The sequence below is a fragment of the Spirochaetota bacterium genome (genome assembly GCA_026414805.1).
Taxonomy (GTDB): Bacteria; Spirochaetota; UBA4802; order UBA4802; family UB4802; genus UBA4802.
Window position 1 is genome coordinate 1 of the sequence record JAOAIH010000016.1, and the last position, 17,406, is coordinate 17,406.

General features: G+C 38.0%; 13 protein-coding genes. 11 read left to right on the forward strand and 2 right to left on the reverse strand.

Annotated features, from left to right (window positions below; genetic code table 11):
* Positions 1–163 precede the first annotated feature (163 nt).
* A complete protein-coding gene (locus tag N3F66_04865) occupies positions 164–1,039 on the reverse strand; it encodes a nitroreductase family protein (GenBank protein ID MCX8123478.1) in 876 nt (291 codons plus the stop codon).
* A 996-nt stretch (positions 1,040–2,035) separates the two neighbouring features.
* Here N3F66_04865 and N3F66_04870 point away from each other — a divergent pair.
* The 11 genes from N3F66_04870 to N3F66_04920 all read left to right on the forward strand — a co-directional run bounded on the left by N3F66_04870 (position 2,036) and on the right by N3F66_04920 (position 15,642).
* A complete protein-coding gene (locus tag N3F66_04870) occupies positions 2,036–3,577 on the forward strand; it encodes a methyl-accepting chemotaxis protein (protein MCX8123479.1) in 1,542 nt (513 codons plus the stop codon).
* A gap of 112 nt (positions 3,578–3,689) precedes the next feature.
* A complete protein-coding gene (locus N3F66_04875; GenBank protein ID MCX8123480.1) occupies positions 3,690–4,976 on the forward strand; it encodes an FAD-dependent oxidoreductase in 1,287 nt (428 codons plus the stop codon).
* Between the two features lie 26 nt (positions 4,977–5,002).
* Positions 5,003–5,599 (forward strand): TetR/AcrR family transcriptional regulator, encoded by a 597-nt coding sequence (locus N3F66_04880; GenBank protein ID MCX8123481.1) that lies wholly within the window; start codon positions 5,003–5,005, stop codon positions 5,597–5,599.
* 56 nt (positions 5,600–5,655) lie between these two features.
* Positions 5,656–6,810: a hypothetical protein gene (locus tag N3F66_04885; GenBank protein MCX8123482.1), complete on the forward strand. Its 1,155-nt coding sequence runs from the start codon at positions 5,656–5,658 to the stop codon at positions 6,808–6,810.
* Between the two features lies 1 nt (position 6,811).
* Positions 6,812–7,966: a 2-hydroxyacyl-CoA dehydratase family protein gene (locus tag N3F66_04890; protein ID MCX8123483.1), complete on the forward strand. Its 1,155-nt coding sequence runs from the start codon at positions 6,812–6,814 to the stop codon at positions 7,964–7,966.
* Between the two features lie 117 nt (positions 7,967–8,083).
* Complete coding sequence (locus N3F66_04895; protein MCX8123484.1) at positions 8,084–9,487, forward strand: 2-hydroxyacyl-CoA dehydratase family protein; 1,404 nt, start codon at positions 8,084–8,086, stop codon at positions 9,485–9,487.
* The gene (locus N3F66_04900; GenBank protein ID MCX8123485.1) at positions 9,484–10,272 is read left to right on the forward strand and encodes an acyl-CoA dehydratase activase; all 789 of its coding nucleotides are present in this window, start codon (positions 9,484–9,486) and stop codon (positions 10,270–10,272) included. The genes N3F66_04895 and N3F66_04900 overlap by 4 nt, the downstream gene beginning before the upstream one ends.
* Positions 10,269–11,057, forward strand: a complete 789-nt coding sequence (locus N3F66_04905) for an acyl-CoA dehydratase activase (GenBank protein MCX8123486.1) — start codon at positions 10,269–10,271, stop codon at positions 11,055–11,057. Before N3F66_04900 ends, N3F66_04905 begins: the two co-directional genes overlap by 4 nt.
* Positions 11,044–11,712: a hypothetical protein gene (locus N3F66_04910; GenBank protein MCX8123487.1), complete on the forward strand. Its 669-nt coding sequence runs from the start codon at positions 11,044–11,046 to the stop codon at positions 11,710–11,712. The genes N3F66_04905 and N3F66_04910 overlap by 14 nt, the downstream gene beginning before the upstream one ends.
* Positions 11,713–12,030: 318 nt before the next feature.
* Positions 12,031–12,774, forward strand: a complete 744-nt coding sequence (locus N3F66_04915; GenBank protein ID MCX8123488.1) for an AAA family ATPase — start codon at positions 12,031–12,033, stop codon at positions 12,772–12,774.
* Between the two features lie 201 nt (positions 12,775–12,975).
* The gene (locus N3F66_04920; protein MCX8123489.1) at positions 12,976–15,642 is read left to right on the forward strand and encodes a PAS domain S-box protein; all 2,667 of its coding nucleotides are present in this window, start codon (positions 12,976–12,978) and stop codon (positions 15,640–15,642) included.
* Positions 15,643–15,644: 2 nt separating this feature from the next.
* Here the strand turns inward: N3F66_04920 and N3F66_04925 are convergent, their stop codons facing one another.
* The gene (locus N3F66_04925; GenBank protein MCX8123490.1) at positions 15,645–17,339 is read right to left on the reverse strand and encodes an AMP-binding protein; all 1,695 of its coding nucleotides are present in this window, start codon (positions 17,337–17,339) and stop codon (positions 15,645–15,647) included.
* Positions 17,340–17,406: the final 67 nt, after the last annotated feature.

Sequence of the window (17,406 nt, forward strand, 5' to 3'; positions counted from 1 at the left end):
TGAAGCCTGTCAGGAAGACAGGCTTTAGTTTTTTGGAGAAACCAGCAGGTCGTCCCGAGGCAAGTCGGGACCGGGGGAGCATGAAGCCTGTCAGGAAGACAGGCTTTAGTTTTTTGGAGAAACCAGCAGGTCGTCCCGAGGCAAGTCGGGACCGGGGGGCAGTTTATATAATTTTTAATTCATATTCCTTGCGCAAAGCATTTTTTACAAATTTTGTTTTTGGATAACCCAGTGCTATTACTGCATGGATTCTATGGTTTTTAGGAATAAGTAATTTTTGCTTTATATAGTTTGCATTGTTAATTGTTGCAGATGCATATCCAATGAAGCAGCTTCCCAAGCCCATTGCATGTGCTACCAGTGTAATGTTATAGGCAGCATATTGTCCATCTTCAACGGGCATACTCCCTTCCATGTCGCTGTGGACAATAATCACACATGGAGCTTCATGGAATAAAAGATCCTTCCCTTCTTTTGCACGTTGAAGACCTAGTTTTACTGATTCATAATTATTTTTATAGTAATGTAGTATTCTTGTACCGGCAAAAAAGATTGACATGTATCGTAACAATGGATTCCCAGCAATCTTATTAAGCCTGATGAAAAAAGATTTAATATCTTCAGCAAGGGCTAAAACCTTTTCCCTGCTATTTATGACTACAAATTGCCATCGCTGGCAATTACTTGCAGATGGTGCAAGTACTGCTGCTTCAATTAAATCCTTTATTATGTCTTCCTTGATTGGTTCTGGTTTGAATTGCCGTACACTTCTTCGCGAATGAATAAAACTGATAATATCTGCTGGTTTAATTTTGGGTTTTGCTATTGTAGTATCTCCAAACGAAAAAACTAATTTTTTTAGTTCTTTAAAGCTTATGGCATCAAATCTACAGACACAATAGCAATGTGAACATAATATACAATCGTCATTTATAATTGTGATTTGTTTATTTTGTATTGATAAGACCTCTTTGGGGCATATGTTTATGCATTCACCACAACGTGTACATTTTTGTTTGTCAATAATTGGACCAGTCAAACTAACACCTCCTTAATTGAATGTATACAATAATTTATAATTTGGTTGTGCGTTTTTTCAGTAATTTTTAAGAAAAAACAATCTTAATATATTTATATTCAAATAAGTCAATTCTTGTTTATTTTTATTGTTTAAAAATTCAGTAAATGGCATCTCTTTGAATAGTAAAACTCACCATCACAATTGATGATTTCATTTGTAATCCATTTGAAAACGTTTTGTTGTACCATGATGTTTCACTGTATGTACAAGACCCAAACTAAGTGATACTGATACCGATTTGTTGCCTGCTATTATAAATGCCAGTCCAACCATCGAAGCATTTACTTTATTTGTTGATAGATCATATTCTATACAAACTGGTATCACTGGATTTGAAGTATTTGTAATTTTTTTCTGTTAATTTCGGCTCATTGAGACTGTAACTAAAAAGATAATACGGAGTTATTTTAAAGATTTCATACTATTTAAGCGAAGGATCTATCTTATGGATTGGAGTTTCTATTGACAGAGTTTAATTAAATCACATGTAAAATATATAGTGAATCACAAAATTATATAGAAAGAATTAAACATAAATCCAATCTATTATACTATAAATATAATGTATATGTTATCACTGTTGTTAAAATTGTAGGAATATACTCTTTCTTTTGTCAGTGAAAATTGAGACAAGTATATTGCTATAATTTGATCAGGGTATAGTATATCTTTCAATACAGCATTAATAATACTTTATAAAATATTGTATATCAACAATTAATGGTTGACTTTTAAAATAATTTACTATTTTATTGGTTATTAAAATATATTTATATCTTAATGACTAAATTATGTGCACTTCTTAAAAACTGCTTTAATCATTTGGAATTAACTAAAAAAAGCAGTTTTTTACAATAAATGTGTCCATAAAGGGACACGTCCCTGAAATGTAATTTTATAATTTCTATTTCTATTGTATTGATTTATTTAAAGTAATTTTCCGGAGTATTTTGTATGTTATTATTAAAAAAGTTTTTAAAAAGTTATGATAATAAAGACTATCTAACCCGACAGCAGGCTGAGGCATTATTTATTCTTTATTTTATTCTTACTGTGGGTTTGGTTGCGTTGGGTATTTCCATGTTCATATTATACCGTGCATACCATCCAACCCATCTTGGGGTAGTGTTGTGTGAACTATCCCTGCTCATAGCATTTTATCTTACTGTAAAGGGAAGGATTATATTAGCAAGCTATTGTATGCTATTGCCACTGAACATTGTTTTGTGGTACATAATATGGCTAATAACAGGAGTTGATGATACTCTCACAGTTATTGATTCAATATTTTATGTTTTCCCTTTGATTGCAACAACTACTCTCATCAGCAACAGAACTTCGGTTATAGTTTTTACAATATTTAATGGTGTTGCTCATGCACTGTATGCAACTCATTTTTATAAAACAGGTGTTTTGAATCATAAACAGTTTCTTGATTTGTTGCAGGATGGTGTTATTGCAATAAGTGCGTTTGGTGGTATTTGTGTGGCATTCATAACTATGAAAATGAGATCACATGATAAGATACTTGTATCAGTAAATGAGGTGCATGAAAATAAATCTAAAATTGAAAATATTCTGCAACAAACGTATCAAGTTTCTCAGGATCTTGCTGTTGCAACATCAAAACTTGTGGGCATGACCGACAATTTTTCACAAACTACTCAGTCACAGGCTACAACGCTGGAAGAAATAACATCTTCAGTAGAGGAAGTCACCGCAAGCGGAGAGGGGGTGCTTGCAATGGTGCAACATCAGTCAGGTATGGGAAATGAAGTGAAAAACAATATGGATTCATTATATCAGATAGTTACCGATGTAGGAGTCAAAATTCAGGAAGCTATCGAAATACGAAATATTTTAAATGCTATGGTTGACCAATCTAGAAATGAAATACAGTTTACTCTGGTTGATGTTCATAATGCGCTTTCCCAATTTCAAGGCATGAAAAATACTGTTGAAATCATTGAGGATATTTCGGATAAAATAAATCTTTTATCACTTAATGCGGCTATTGAAGCTGCAAGAGCAGGCGAATATGGGAGAGGGTTTGCGGTAGTTGCTGAGGAGATAGGCAAGCTTGCGGATAACACACAGGCAAATTTAAAAATTATCAATGATATGTTTAACAAAAGCAACGTGGGAATTACCCAGGCTTCAAAACGCCTTGATGGTTTTATAAATGTACTCAATACTATGATAGGAAATATTGAGAAATTATCTGGCAGTATAGATGAAGTAGTAAAGCTAGCGCAGCAAGACCTTAATCTTAACAGGCACACACGAGATTCGCTGGAGCAGTTACTGCAGGAGTCAAGTAATATTTTAACTGCAACAAATGAACAAAAACAAGCCCTTGATGAAATAGCAAAGAGTATTAATATATTCAACGATACAATCCAGGATATAGCATCCAGTGCACAAAATCTTTCGGATTTTTCTGTTGAGCTGTCGTTTATGGTACAAAAACTCAAAAGTCTATCTAACATTACATAAGTGATAGAAATAAAAATATAAAAAGTTGTTGACAAAATTTATTTTATAACGAATGTTCGATATAAATAAATATAATGATATATATAAATTTTTTATGGAGGTTTGCACAGTTATGAAAACAAACCAAGTATATGATGCAATTGTGGTGGGAACTGGTCCGGGTGGGGCAACCGTTGCAAGGGAGCTATCGAAAAAAAAGAAAAAAGTTTTGATGTTAGAAAGAGGCTCTGACCCCACCATCAAAGGCACGTACTTGCAGGCAGCATCCATGTTTATGCCCGGCAAAGGCACTCTGTTTACATATGGTGGGCTTGCAATGGTTCGCGGCATCACAATGGGTGGCAGCTCGGTATTTTATTATGCAACTGCATTTGATCCTCCCACCGCTATGCTCAAAAAATATGGTATTGATATTACTAAAGAGATAGCTGAATGCAAAAAAGAGTTACCAATAGCTCCGTTGAAGGATGAGCTCATTGGACCCATGGCAAAGCGCATTATGCAGAGTGCTCGTGAGTTAGGTTATCCGTGGGATAAATTGCCAAAGTTTGTATATCAGGACAAATGCAGGGCTTCTTGCGATAAATGCAATTTGGGATGCCCGTATGGTGCAAAATTCAATGCACGAATGTGGGCTGAGGAAGCTGTAAAGTTGGGTGCATCATTAATAGTAAACGCTAAAGTTGAGAAAGTCATTTTTGATGGTAAACGTGCTATTGGCGTTGAATATACAAAAAAAGGAAAAAAAGAAAAAGTATATGGTAGTGACATCATCATAGCTGCTGGTGGCATAGGCTCGCCAATTATTTTACGCAACAGTGGTATTAAAGGTGCAGGGTTTGATTACTTTTTTGATCCATTGATTTGTGTGATGGGAACAGTTACGGATATAAAAGGCGGCAGGGAATTCCCTATGGCATGTGGACATCAGTTTATTGAGGATGGTTACGTAATGACTGATATGACAGTGCCACAGCTTTTGTACCAGGCATTTGCAGCAGAGGTGCTGCGAGTTGACCGCCTTTTAAGTCACAGCCACACTCTACAAATCATGATTAAAGAAAAGGACTCTTTAGGTGGCTATCTAACAAACAATGAAGGTGTGCGAAAGCGACTGGCGTTTGATGACAGAAAGAAACTTATGCATGGGTATGAGCGTGCAAAAAATATCTTAAAAAATGCAGGTGCAAAAAATATCTTCAAATCCTGGTATATTGCAGCACATCCTGGTGGCACTGTAAAGATAGGCCATCTTCTTGATAAGAACTTACAGACCGAAAAAGAACACCTGTATGTGTGTGATTGTTCGGTAATACCTGAAGCATGGGGGCTTCCGCCAGCGCTTACATTGTACAGCTTAGGCAAGCGCCTGGCCAAGCATTTAACAAAATCAAAATAAATTTTAATATAGATATGGGGAACTAAATGCCAAAAGTAGTGGATCATGATGCATATCGTGATGATTTATTGTCACGTTGTTTCTGGGTTTTTGCTCAGTATGGATATGACAAAATGACAATGCGGCAAATTGCAAAGGTGCTTGGAGTATCAACAGGCACCTTGTACCATTATTTTCCAAATAAACAGGCAATTATTAAAGCACTGTTTGACTGGGTTATGCGCACCAATGTAGGAGATGTAAAAAACAGGGTGCGGGATATTGATGTCACAAGCATGCGAATAGATATTGCTAAAGATTTCTGGAAACAAAACGCCGAATACTATCGGCATGTAATGTTGCTTGCGTTTGACCTGTTGCGAAACACAAGTAAAGAAGAACATGAGCCAGTGTTCAAATCGTTTGCTGATTATTATAAAAATGCAATGGTTGAAATTTTTAAAATACCGTACGAGTTTTCTGAACTGTTGTTTATACTGTTTTTAGGTTCGGTTTTTCACTCAATTGTTACTCCTCAAAGTTTTTCATACGATAATGCCGTTAATACCATTGTCACACTCATACGTGAAGCAGTAAAGGAGAATGGATGTAATAAAGCACCATATAAACAAACATCACAATAATCATGTGCGATAGTTACTGAACATTATTGCACTGGTTTTTATTGGAGGAGTTGCCAATGAAAAGTCAAAGGCTTTCAACAGTGTGTATACAGCTCATTTTCACAAAAGAAGGAAAAGCGTTTCTCCATCAATCAATACAAGCATTTTTTTTACAGTGGGCTAAAGGCAGTATAATAAGAAAGGTTGTAGCTAAGCTTATAGTTGTATGCATATCACCATTTGTAAAAGTGCAAAAGGAGGATATTCCTGTTGAAACACTGCTTAATGACGAGCAATGGTGGAATAATGTGGGCAAAAGTGTTATGCACGCTATAGCAACACATGACATGGCAGTGGCAAAGAAATATGCAGAGAGTTTAGGGAAGCATGTGCCAAATATTTTGGGAATGATAGCAAATGGTATATGGATGTATCCTGCAAAGGTGGTGGCATTGCTTTCGTGCATTCCCTCATTGGTTAATTGTGCAATCAGGGCAATACATACAACGCTAAAGCCAATAAATGAACAAGCACCAGATCTTCTGGCGGATGTTGTGAATTCGCTTTTAAAAGAAATTGATACCAGCGCTTTAGGTGGTAGTGCCAATCAACTGAGTGAGCTTATTCGCAAATTAAATACTGGTGATGAGCTTATCAGGGAATCGGCATTTTCGCCACTTGAAAACACTATTACACATATAATTGCTGCAGTTGTAAATGGTACAGGAGTAGATGATAGCAATAGGTTTTTTAACAATATACTATCGCTCAAAAATAAACTGCGAAATGGTGTATGTGATGCATTGAGTGGCAATCCTGATACCGTGCGTGCAGTGATACATTATGTTTTGCTCAATACTTTGCACAAAATTTCTACAACGCGAAAATTGCTCAATGAATACTCTGTGCAGGATAGTGTTGATATTCCTGTTGAAGAGATTGCATATTTAATAAATGACATGATGCGGCTTGGTGTGTTGCTTCATCACAATAATAAACTTTTGTTTGATTCGCTTGTACATCGTTTTGCGCATTCGCTTGATACTTCAACAATTGAGGAATTTGTTAGCAAAGTTGGTAATGATTGCTTTGCTGCGTTGCAGCCAGTTCTTGTGCGTGTTTTCTCTTTTGTACTTAAGTGCTGGACTACACTTTTATACAATCAAAGCAGCGAAATGCAAGAAGCACGCAAAGCATTTGCACGCGCCTTATTAAGGGATGTGGAGGAATGATATGTTTGATGAGATGTATATGATAGCGCAATCAATTGAGAATGAATATATTAAGAACGCAAAAAAAGAAGGAAGATTATGCATTGGCTATACGTGTTCATATTTTCCTGAAGAAATTTTGCACTCATTGGGGATAGTGCCATATCGTATAAAAGGGATTGATGTTCATTCATTGTCTGTGGCTGATGCAGCGTTTGGGCCATTTATTTGTAGCCATCCTAAGTGTTTGCTGCAGCATTTTGTTGATGGCCACTATGCATTTTTGGATGGGATTATCATTACACCAGGGTGCGACTCAATGCGAAGGATTGATGAGTGTTTAAGAAAAACTGCTGAAAATCTTAGCTTGTCTGTAGTCCCGGGATTTTTCTTTCACTATGCAGTTCCACATAAAATAACAGAGTATAGTATCAAATGGCTTGTGGATGAGTTGCAACGATTTATTGAGCGTGTTACGGCTCATTTTCAATTATCATTTTCACTAGAAAAATTGAATGAGTCCATACGGTTTTACAACAGGCTAAGGACTCTTATAGCACAACTTAATGAACTACGCATGCAACATCCACCAGCTATTACTGGTGCTGATGCAGTTGCTACGTTTGTTTCTGGTTTATCGATGCCACGTGAAATCTTTGCACAAAAATTAGAGTCACTATTATCGCAATCAATGCACAGCCATTATGATAGGTTGAGGCTTATGCTAATAGGCAGTGCAAACGATGATATTCAACTGCTCAAATTAATTGAAGGTGATATCGCAGCAGTTGTAGCTGACACCCTGTGTTACGGACCACGGCTTGATGTGGATTATGTCAATGAAGATGATGAACCATTACACGCATTAGCTTTTAGATATCTACAACATAGCCATTGTCCACGGATGTTTGGAGGGTATAGACAGCGCCTGGCAAAAGTGTTAGAAACAATAGCAAAAGCACAGGTTGATGGAGTAATTTTACAGAACATACGCTTTTGCGACCTGCATGGTGCAGAGAATGGTCTTCTTGAACGCGATTTAGAAAAAATAGGTGTACCGTGTGTTCGCTTAGAACGAGAGTATGGTCCTTTAGCTGATTATGAAAGGCTCAGGATGCGAATAGAAGCATTTATTGAGCGTATACAGGCAAGGAAGGTTACAAAGACGCATAGCTAATAAGAGTATTTGAGGGGAACAATGCTTATTGCTCTGCCCCATCCCTTAAATTTCATTTGTTATAAATGGGGGATGAGAGGTGAGGGTAAATAAATGTTATTTTATTTGGAGGGTTCCATGCGGCAAGCGTTAAAGCAATATAACTTTGACTGGATGTTGTGGCGTACCTATTTGGCTGGTTCCAGGTTGCAATCAGGAACACAAAACGAATATGCATTAGCATTGCAGTATATACCTTATTTCAGAGAACCCGTGATGCAGATATTTAAGACTAAAGCAGGGCAGCTTTTCCTTGAGATGGTGGCACTGTATTTAGATAATATAGTGAATGCTCATGCACGTGGCAAAAAGACATGTATGACCACCTTTTGCTTTTCACCGGCAATATTATATGCACTGGACATAGTACCCGTTACTCTGGAAGTACTATCTGTTATGATGACATTTTTGTACAAACGTGGTACAGCAGAGTTTTTGGATTATTGTAATGAAGCAGGATTTACAGAAACATCGTGTTCATCACAGCGTGGCTCGATGGGAGCATACTTAGCTGGCATTGGAGCACCAATCGATATGGTGGTTACCGATTCGCCGGGAGTATGTGATACCAATGCCAATGCATTTGCATTCTTTGCAGCATATAAGGATGTACCATTTTTTCAACTCAATATGCCACCATGGCTTGTGGAAGAGCGAGTTACACGCTATCATGTGGAAGATTATAAAGCTCTTGTTCAATTTTTAGAGGAACAAAGTGGCAGAAAGCTTGAAGATGATACCTTGCAGCAGATATTGCTGGAGCTACACAAACAGGATGAGCTTATAAACATTCTAGAACAGTACCTTTGCTATAAACCTCTACCACTTCCAGTAACTACCTGTCTATTTATCTATGCGGGGAGGTTTATGTTTGCGGGGATGCCTATTTACACCAAGCTTTTAGAAATGCTTGTTGAAGAAGGAAAAGAAAACGTGATGTTGCAAAAACAAGGATTATATCAGGCTTTAGAAAAAGTGCGTGGGTTTTTTTGCTATATTGACCACTATACACACAGCCTTCGCCTGTGGCAGATGCTTGATGAACTTGGCATTGGCTATTCTGGAAATATTTTGAGTCATTTCTGGGCTGACAGCAATCCCCCTGTAGTAAAGTATAACTGTAGGGAAGCTGCATATTCAATAAAAACAGATACTCGTGATGATATGCTGGTAAGCATTGCTGCCATTAATTCTCGAATGCCGATGATAAAATCCATACGTGGACCCTATGACCTGCCGTATATGTGGCTTGAGGATACGCTGGCTCTGGCACGATTGTATAATGCTGACTTCATTGTATATAATGGGACACCAGGTTGTCGCAACACCTGGGGAATGGTAAAGTTATTGGCACAGGATACTGAAAAAGCAGGATTCCCCACGCATATTATGTATGCTGATGCATTTGACGACCGTGTGCAGTCATGGGAATCAACACGTGACCGCTTTGAGGAGTTCTTGCGGGTACGGAGGCTTATATGATTGTTGCTGGATGTGACATAGGTTCGCTCACCACAAAGGCGCTTCTTTTTGATGGAAACAAAATTATTGCATCATCAATAGTGAAGTCAAATCCAAAACCTGAGGAAGGAGCATTAGAAGCGTTGGGTAATGCGTGTGCGATAGCAACTGTTAATACAAACGATATTGCATATTGCATTGGCACTGGTTATGGGCGCAAACGCATACCCTTTGCACACGAGACAATCTCCGAGATATCATGTCACAGTAAAGGAGCATTCTATCTTTATCCCAATGTGCGAACCATCATCGATATAGGCGGGCAGGATTGCAAGGTGATATCTCTTACAAGCGATGGAGAAGTTGACCGATTTGTCACCAATGATAAATGTGCAGCAGGTACTGGAAGATTTTTAGAAGTGATGGCTAAGATATTAAAGATTGAATTGCAGGAGCTATCGCACATGGCAAAAAAAGGCAATGCTGCTATTACACTTGCATCAGCGTGTACTGTATGGGCGCAAGCAGATGTAATAAAATATCTGAATGAAGGAGTAAGCAAAGAAAATATTGCTCTTGGGGTATGCCGTTCAATGGCAAAACGCGTATCGGTACTTGTCAATCAACTGCAATTGAAAAAGGATGTATGTATTACTGGGGGTGTGGCAAAAAATGACGCAGTGGTAAGGGAGCTTGAAAAGCTTTTAGGGGTAACAGTAGTAAAAATTTCCAATGTAGATCCACAGCTTACTGGCGCATTAGGTGCTGCGCTGTATGCGTACAGTAAGACAAGGGGGAAACAATGATTGTAGCAGGATGTGATATAGGTTCAACTACGGCAAAAGCCGTAGTGCTTGAAGATACAAAACTACTTTGGCATGCAATAGTACCAGTTGAAGGTAGCCCAAAGGATGCAGCAATGGAGTTGTTTGAAAAACTTCAGCGTGTAACTGGAATACCCAAAAGTGAAATTGCGGCAGTGTGTGGTACTGGCTATGGACAAAAGAATATACCGTATGCAACTTTTGTGGAGTCAGAGATTGTATGCCATGCAAAGGGTGTATTGTGTGTTGATCCACAGATACGCACTATAGTTGATATTGGTGGCCAGGATGCCAAAGTATGCCGCATAGATAATTTTGGAAATGTTGAGAGGTTTGTGTATAACGATAAATGTGCATCTGGCACAGGAAGGTTTTTGGAAATTACTGCTGATGTTCTTGAAGTAAAGTTAAATGATTTAGCACACCTCCATAAAAGTGGCCATAAAGAAATTGCATTGTCAAATCAATGCGTGGTATTTGCAGAATCAGAAATAATTTCGCTTTTAAACAGTGGCCAGGAAATTGGCAGTATTGTAAAGGGGTTGCACAAAGCACTTGCATCACGTGTTGCATCGCTAGCGTTAAGCATTGGCACAGTGCCAAAAATAGCATTCACTGGTGGAGTAGCGCTTAATGGTGGAATGGTTGAGGCACTTGCACAGGTGCTTAAAACTGAACTGGTTGTACATCAGTGGTGCCAGATAATGGGTGCATTGGGGGCAGCGTTGGTGGCGCGTGAAAGGGTGGAAAATCGTGTTGCATCATGATATTAATAAAATTTTTGAATCAATTGCTATACGCAAAGAATGTAAAGTATATAATTGCACAAGTTACCCTGCCTGGCCACAGGCATATAATAATCAGATGATTTTTAAAGAAGAAATAGGTGCAGAATATGGTGGTCCGTATGGATCTTGTGCACTTTCAACTGTATGGAATGATGTAGTAGATGGGAGGCTTACACTGCTTGGTAACACAACTTTTGCAGCCCAATCTGCATGGGGTCGTCTGACTCTTGTGAAAGCAAACATAAGCAAGCCACAGGATTATTATGTGTATCAGCAAAAATGTATGCTTGTTCCTATAATGCACGCAATGGAAGGAGTTATGATACGGGTACATCCATCAGAATATAAGGAGTGGGTACGTGTACATTATGATTATGTTCATAGCAATTCAATTGTGAATTTTTTTTCACGCCTTCACCAGTGGTACAAAGAGATAGATGGTGTACAGGCGTGTGAAAGCATTGTGATATGTTTGCAAAGGGAAGATCTTGGTTTGCTTGCACCACTGGTTGAAAAGCATAAAACCATTATGCATACATTTGCAAAGCGATTACAGGAGCATATAAAAGAATGCGATACGTGTGATAACAGCCAAATATGCAGAGAGATAAATTCTATGGTTGGTGGCACCTAAATTACAAAACAACCAAAGCAATTGCTATTACAGTGTCATTGTAGATGTAATAATGTGCAAGGAAGAATCGTGTAGTGGGGGGAGTAGAGGGAACCTTTGGAGTGTGGCTTCAGGATGACAGTGTGTGCATGTCATTCTGACCCCGATTGTATCGGGGGAAGAATCTCATGTATTAGAAAATGATGAGATCCTTCAGCCACTACGTGGCTTCAGGATGACAGAAAGGTAGTGTGGCTTTAGGATGACAGAAAAGGGAGTGTGGCTTCAGGATGACGTTGCCCCATAGTATTGATTGCCCAAATGTGTTGAGGTACTTGTATGAACACACAAACGCCAAAAGTTATAGCCTTTTGTGGTAAAGGTGGATCAGGCAAGACGTCGGTATGCACAATTGTGATAAAGTATTTAATGGGTACGGGCAAAAAAATACTGGCTATTGACGCTGATCCAGCAGAGGGGCTCTCATGGGCATTGGGGGTTACGCCATCTAAAACACTGGATGATTTGCGTCAGTCACTATCGCATGCACTTAACACAAAGCAGGTAACAAATAAAGATGAACTATATGCAATGGCACATTATGAACTACTTTCAGGTCTAATTGAGCATAAAGGCTTTGATTTTTTGGCTGTTGGGCGCCCGGAAGCTGAAGGATGTTTTTGCAGCATAAATTCATTTCTACGCCATTGCATTGGCTTGCTTGTACAGCATTATGATGTTGTGTGCATAGATGGTGAGGCGGGCCTTGAACAGGTTAACCGTAGGGTGCTTGATACTGTCAACCATATAATAATTGTGAGCGATACATCACTTCGTAGCATGTTAGTATCAAAAAGTTTGATTGCGCTTTCAAAAGAGCGGATGAATGGAGCACAGTGCAGTATTATTATAAATAAAGTGGGCGATAGTTACTGTGAAGTTAATGGACTTCCTGTTATTGGGACACTGCCACTATCAGAGACTATTTGCCGTTTTGACACTGCGGGGAAAAGCCTTTTAGAGATTGATGAAAATGATGAATTCTATGTAAGGCTTAAAGAAATTATTATACCATATATCTGAAAGTATCCATATTATATGAAGTACTCATGTGGCTTAACCACTGTGATAAGTAATTGAAGTTGCACTCTCCTTATTCAGATTCAATTATCATATCCACTCTGTGCTCTGTAACGTGGTAAAATATTATTGAAATATATTATATTATACTGTAGCATATAAGTGGAAGCTATTATTGGCCATTTTTATATATGAGGTGTAGTGGTGAGCACAGTTTCCAAATCTTCACTTGGAATTCTGGACTATCTTAATGATTCTGTATTTATACATACCTTTGATGGTACAATACTTGAGGTAAATAAAACAGCAAGTGAGCAGCTTGGATATTCAGTTGAAGAGCTAAGGGGGATGAATATTCGTGATCTTGATACACCGGAATTTGCAGCGTTAATTCAGGAGCGTATAGAAGAATTCAAACAAAAAGAAAGATTAATTTTTGAATCAGCACATAAACGAAAGGATGGTAGTGTTGTTCCTGTTGAAGTGAGCATACGTCCAATTAGTTATGACAACACTCCCTGCATTATAAGTGTGGTGCGCGATATCACTGCTCGTAAACTGATGGAAAAGTCTCTACAGGATAGCGAAGCAAGGTTCAGAGCAATTGCTGAGAACATATCTGATGTTGTATGGATAGTTGATTTTCACTTTGAATTTATATATATAAGCCCTGCAGTAGAACAGGTCTTAGGCTTTACTCTTGAAGAATATTTAAAAAGGCGTGTGGATGAAAGATACCCACCAGAAGTGTTGCAGGATATGTATGTAAAATTATTAGAGGAATTAGAAAATGAAAAAAACCCAAATATCGATAAAAACAGAACCCGTGTTATTGAGATACAGGAATATAGAAAAGATGGCTCTTTGGCAGATTTAAGTGTTCATGTTAAATTTTTACGTGATGAATCAGGAAAGCCTAATGCCATAATAGGAGTATCACGCGATGTAACAGAGAAAAAAAAGGCCGAAAAGGAGATACAGCGGTATAAGCTCATTTTTGAACAATCGTTGAATGAAATTTACCTCTTTGACAGTAAAACACTTAAATTTATGTATGTCAATCATGCTGCACTGAATAATCTGGGGTACTCATTTGAAGAAATGTCACAAATGACTCCTGTTGATATTAAGCCTGAATTTACGTTTGAGACGTTTAATAAAAAAATAGAACCATTAAAAAAAGGAACTAATAAAAAGATTGTATTTGAAACTGTACATAAAAGAAAAAATGGGAGTGTATATAATGTAGAGGTTCATTTACAGTTGGTAAAACATGATGGAGAGGAATATTTTGCTGCTATCATCCTTGATATAACAGAAAGAAAAAAAATAGAAGCAGCACTTAAGGAAAGTGAAGAAAAATTCCGGATACTTGCTGAATCTACTCCAATGGCTATCATAATGTATCAGGACGATAAATGGATCTATGCTAATCCAGCAGCTGAACGTATAACTGGTTATACCAAGGAAGAATTATATCAAATGAATTTCTGGGATATTATTCATCCTGATGAACAGGAATTGGTAAAAGAACGCGGAAGAAAACGACAAAGAGGTGAACATGTAACGCCAAGTTATGAATTCAGGATTGTTGATAAAAGTGGTTTGGTAAAGTGGGTCTTTATAACTGGGGCTTCTGTTATTTATAAAGGAAGAACTGCCGGGTTACTATCGGTTCTTGACATAACTGAAAAGAAAAAGGATGAAGAAGAAAAAAAGAAATTACAGGAACAGCTGTTACAATCACAAAAGATGGAAGCAATTGGCACTCTTGCAGGTGGTGTTGCACATGAGTTCAATAATATGCTCAACATAATTGCAGGACATGCTGAGTTGGCGCTAATAAATATTCCCAACGATAGTCCTGCTCGCCAAGATGTTGAGGAGATAAAGAAAGCAGCTCAGAGGTCCGCAGAGATTACAAAAAAATTGCTTACCTTTGCCCGAAAGCATGAGGATGCATACACCACAATAAATTTGAATGAAACTATTGATGCAATTATTGGCATGCTGCAAAGGCTCATTGGTGAAAATATACAGCTTATATGGAAACCCTTGAAAAAAGAGCTGTTGGTAAAAATTGATCCATTGAGTATTGATCAGATTTTGGTCAACTTGTGTGTAAATGCCCGTGATGCCATTAGTAATCATGGCAATATTACTATAAGGACGAGTGTTGTTAATTTAGATGAAGTTATGGCTTTACAAAATGGAGTATTCCCAGGGGATTATGCTGTAATTGATGTCAGCGATACCGGGCAAGGGATGGATGATGAAACACTGCAACACATTTTTGATCCATTTTTTACTACAAAAGCAGTGGGTAAAGGGACTGGGCTTGGCTTATCTACTGTGTATGGAATTGTAAAAAATAACGGAGGATTTATCAAAGTTAGAAGTGATAAAGGGAAAGGCTCAACATTTTCCATTTATTTACCTCTATTCATTGAAAGAAAAGAATTTGCACCCTATTATGACGAAGCAATAATGACGCTCTATCGTGGTACTGAAACTATTTTGCTTGTGGAGGATGAAGTTTCAATTTTAAATATGACCAGAAAGATGCTGGAGAATTTGGGATATACCGTGTTACCTACCAGTGATCCATTTGAAGCACTGGAAATTGCAAAAAAATATGCCGGGACAATTCATCTTTTATTCACTGATGTTGTAATGCCAAAGATGAATGGTGTGGATTTGTCAAAACTTATCACAGCACTGCATCCATCTATTAAGGTTATATATACATCAGGTTATCCTGCAGAGATACTGTCGCAACATAATTTTAAACCAAACACAGTCAATTATTTGCCAAAGCCGGTGTCGTTTGCCGTATTGGCTTCTGCCATTCGTACAATTTTGGAAAGCTGATGCTACATTTCCAGCAGCATTTTCTTGATTTCCCTCTTTAATATCTTACCAACCCCGCTTGTGGGCAACTGATCCATAAATACAATGAGTTTTGGCACTTTATATGGTGCAACATGCTGCTTGAGGTACTGGAGTATCTTTTCCTTTTCTTGTTCAGATTTTTCAATTCCTGGTTTTAACACTATTGCACAGCCAACACGCTCTGACCCCGGACGCTCTGGGTCAGGTATCCCAACTGATGCTGCAATCTCCACATCTGGATGCTGAGCCAGTACTTCATCAAGTTCACGGGTAAATACCTTAAATCCTGATACAATAACCATATCTTTGACCCTATCTACAATATAAAAGTATCCATCTTCGTCCATCTTTGCCACATCACCGGTATACATCCAGCCATCCCTTACAGCTTTTGCTGTTTCATCAGGTTTGTTATAGTATCCCTTCATTAACTGAGGCCCACGAATAACTATTTCGCCGGTTTCGCCAATTTTTGCTAGCTGCCCAGTTTCAGGATCTATTAATTTTACTTCTGTATCGGAAATAGGCATACCAATGGAACTTGCTTTTTTTGTACCAAAGCGTGGATTACAAATCATTACTGGAGACATTTCGGTCATCCCATATAATTCAATAAAGTTGCCCTGGCCAATGATTGCTTCCAGTGACTTAATATATTCAGCGGGAAATGGTGCTGCTGCACTCAAACACCATTTTAGGTGACTCTTAAGATTTAACTTTGCAAATTCTGGGCGTTTTAGCAGTTCAAAGTATACTGTAGGGACATTTACCACAAAAGTTGGTTTATACGTTTTGAGTGCGCTTATTAAAAAGTGTGCATCTCTGGGGTTGGGTACACAGATCTGTGTTATTCCCTGTGTCATGGAAAAACCCCCTAATGCTAATCCTGCAATGTGGAATAGTGGAAATGCTGATAGCGCAATGTCTTCTGGTTGTAAGTCCAACCAAGTTAAAACCTGATGTCGATTTGACATATAGCTTTTCTGAGTAAGCATAGCGCCTTTGGCAGGCCCTGTTGTACCACCAGTATACATCATAAATATAAGATCTTCCCAATTCCGTTTTACCATTATATGGTCTGCTTTTGAGCTTTTTACCACATCCATAAATCTAACCACTTTTTTCCCAGTCAAAGCAGCAATTGGAGCAGTTGGTATTTTTTTAAGAAGTTTTCCTAATACACGCTTTATATCTGGAAGAAAATCAGCAATCTCAGTTACTATCACCTCAGAAAATGGTGCTTTTGAGCTAACCTCTGCAATCTTTTCAAACAGAATATCTAAAGTGATAACAACTTTTGTTTTTGAATCATTTAATTGATATTCCATTTCGGATGGGGTAAGCAGCGGACTCAAACCCGTGGATACTGCACCAGCTTTTTGAACTGCTATAACCCCAATATAATGCGCCGGAATATTTGGTAAATGCAGTCCCACAACATCATCAGGCTTTACACCTATGTCCACAAGATAATGTGCCAGCCTGTTCGACAGCTCATCTAATTGCTTAAAGGTGATGTTAGTACCCATATAGATAAGCGCTGTTTTGTTTGGGTACTTTGCAACAATTTGGGCAAATTTCTCTGCAAAGGTTTTTGTTTCGTACTGCAAGTTAGGTGCTACGTGGCTGTCGTAATGCTGTAACCATGGTTTTTGTGAATACACATCATTGTTCATGGCAACCTCCAAAAATTGGTTTTATGTATAATAGTAAATTATGCACTCTGATATATTGAAACTAAAC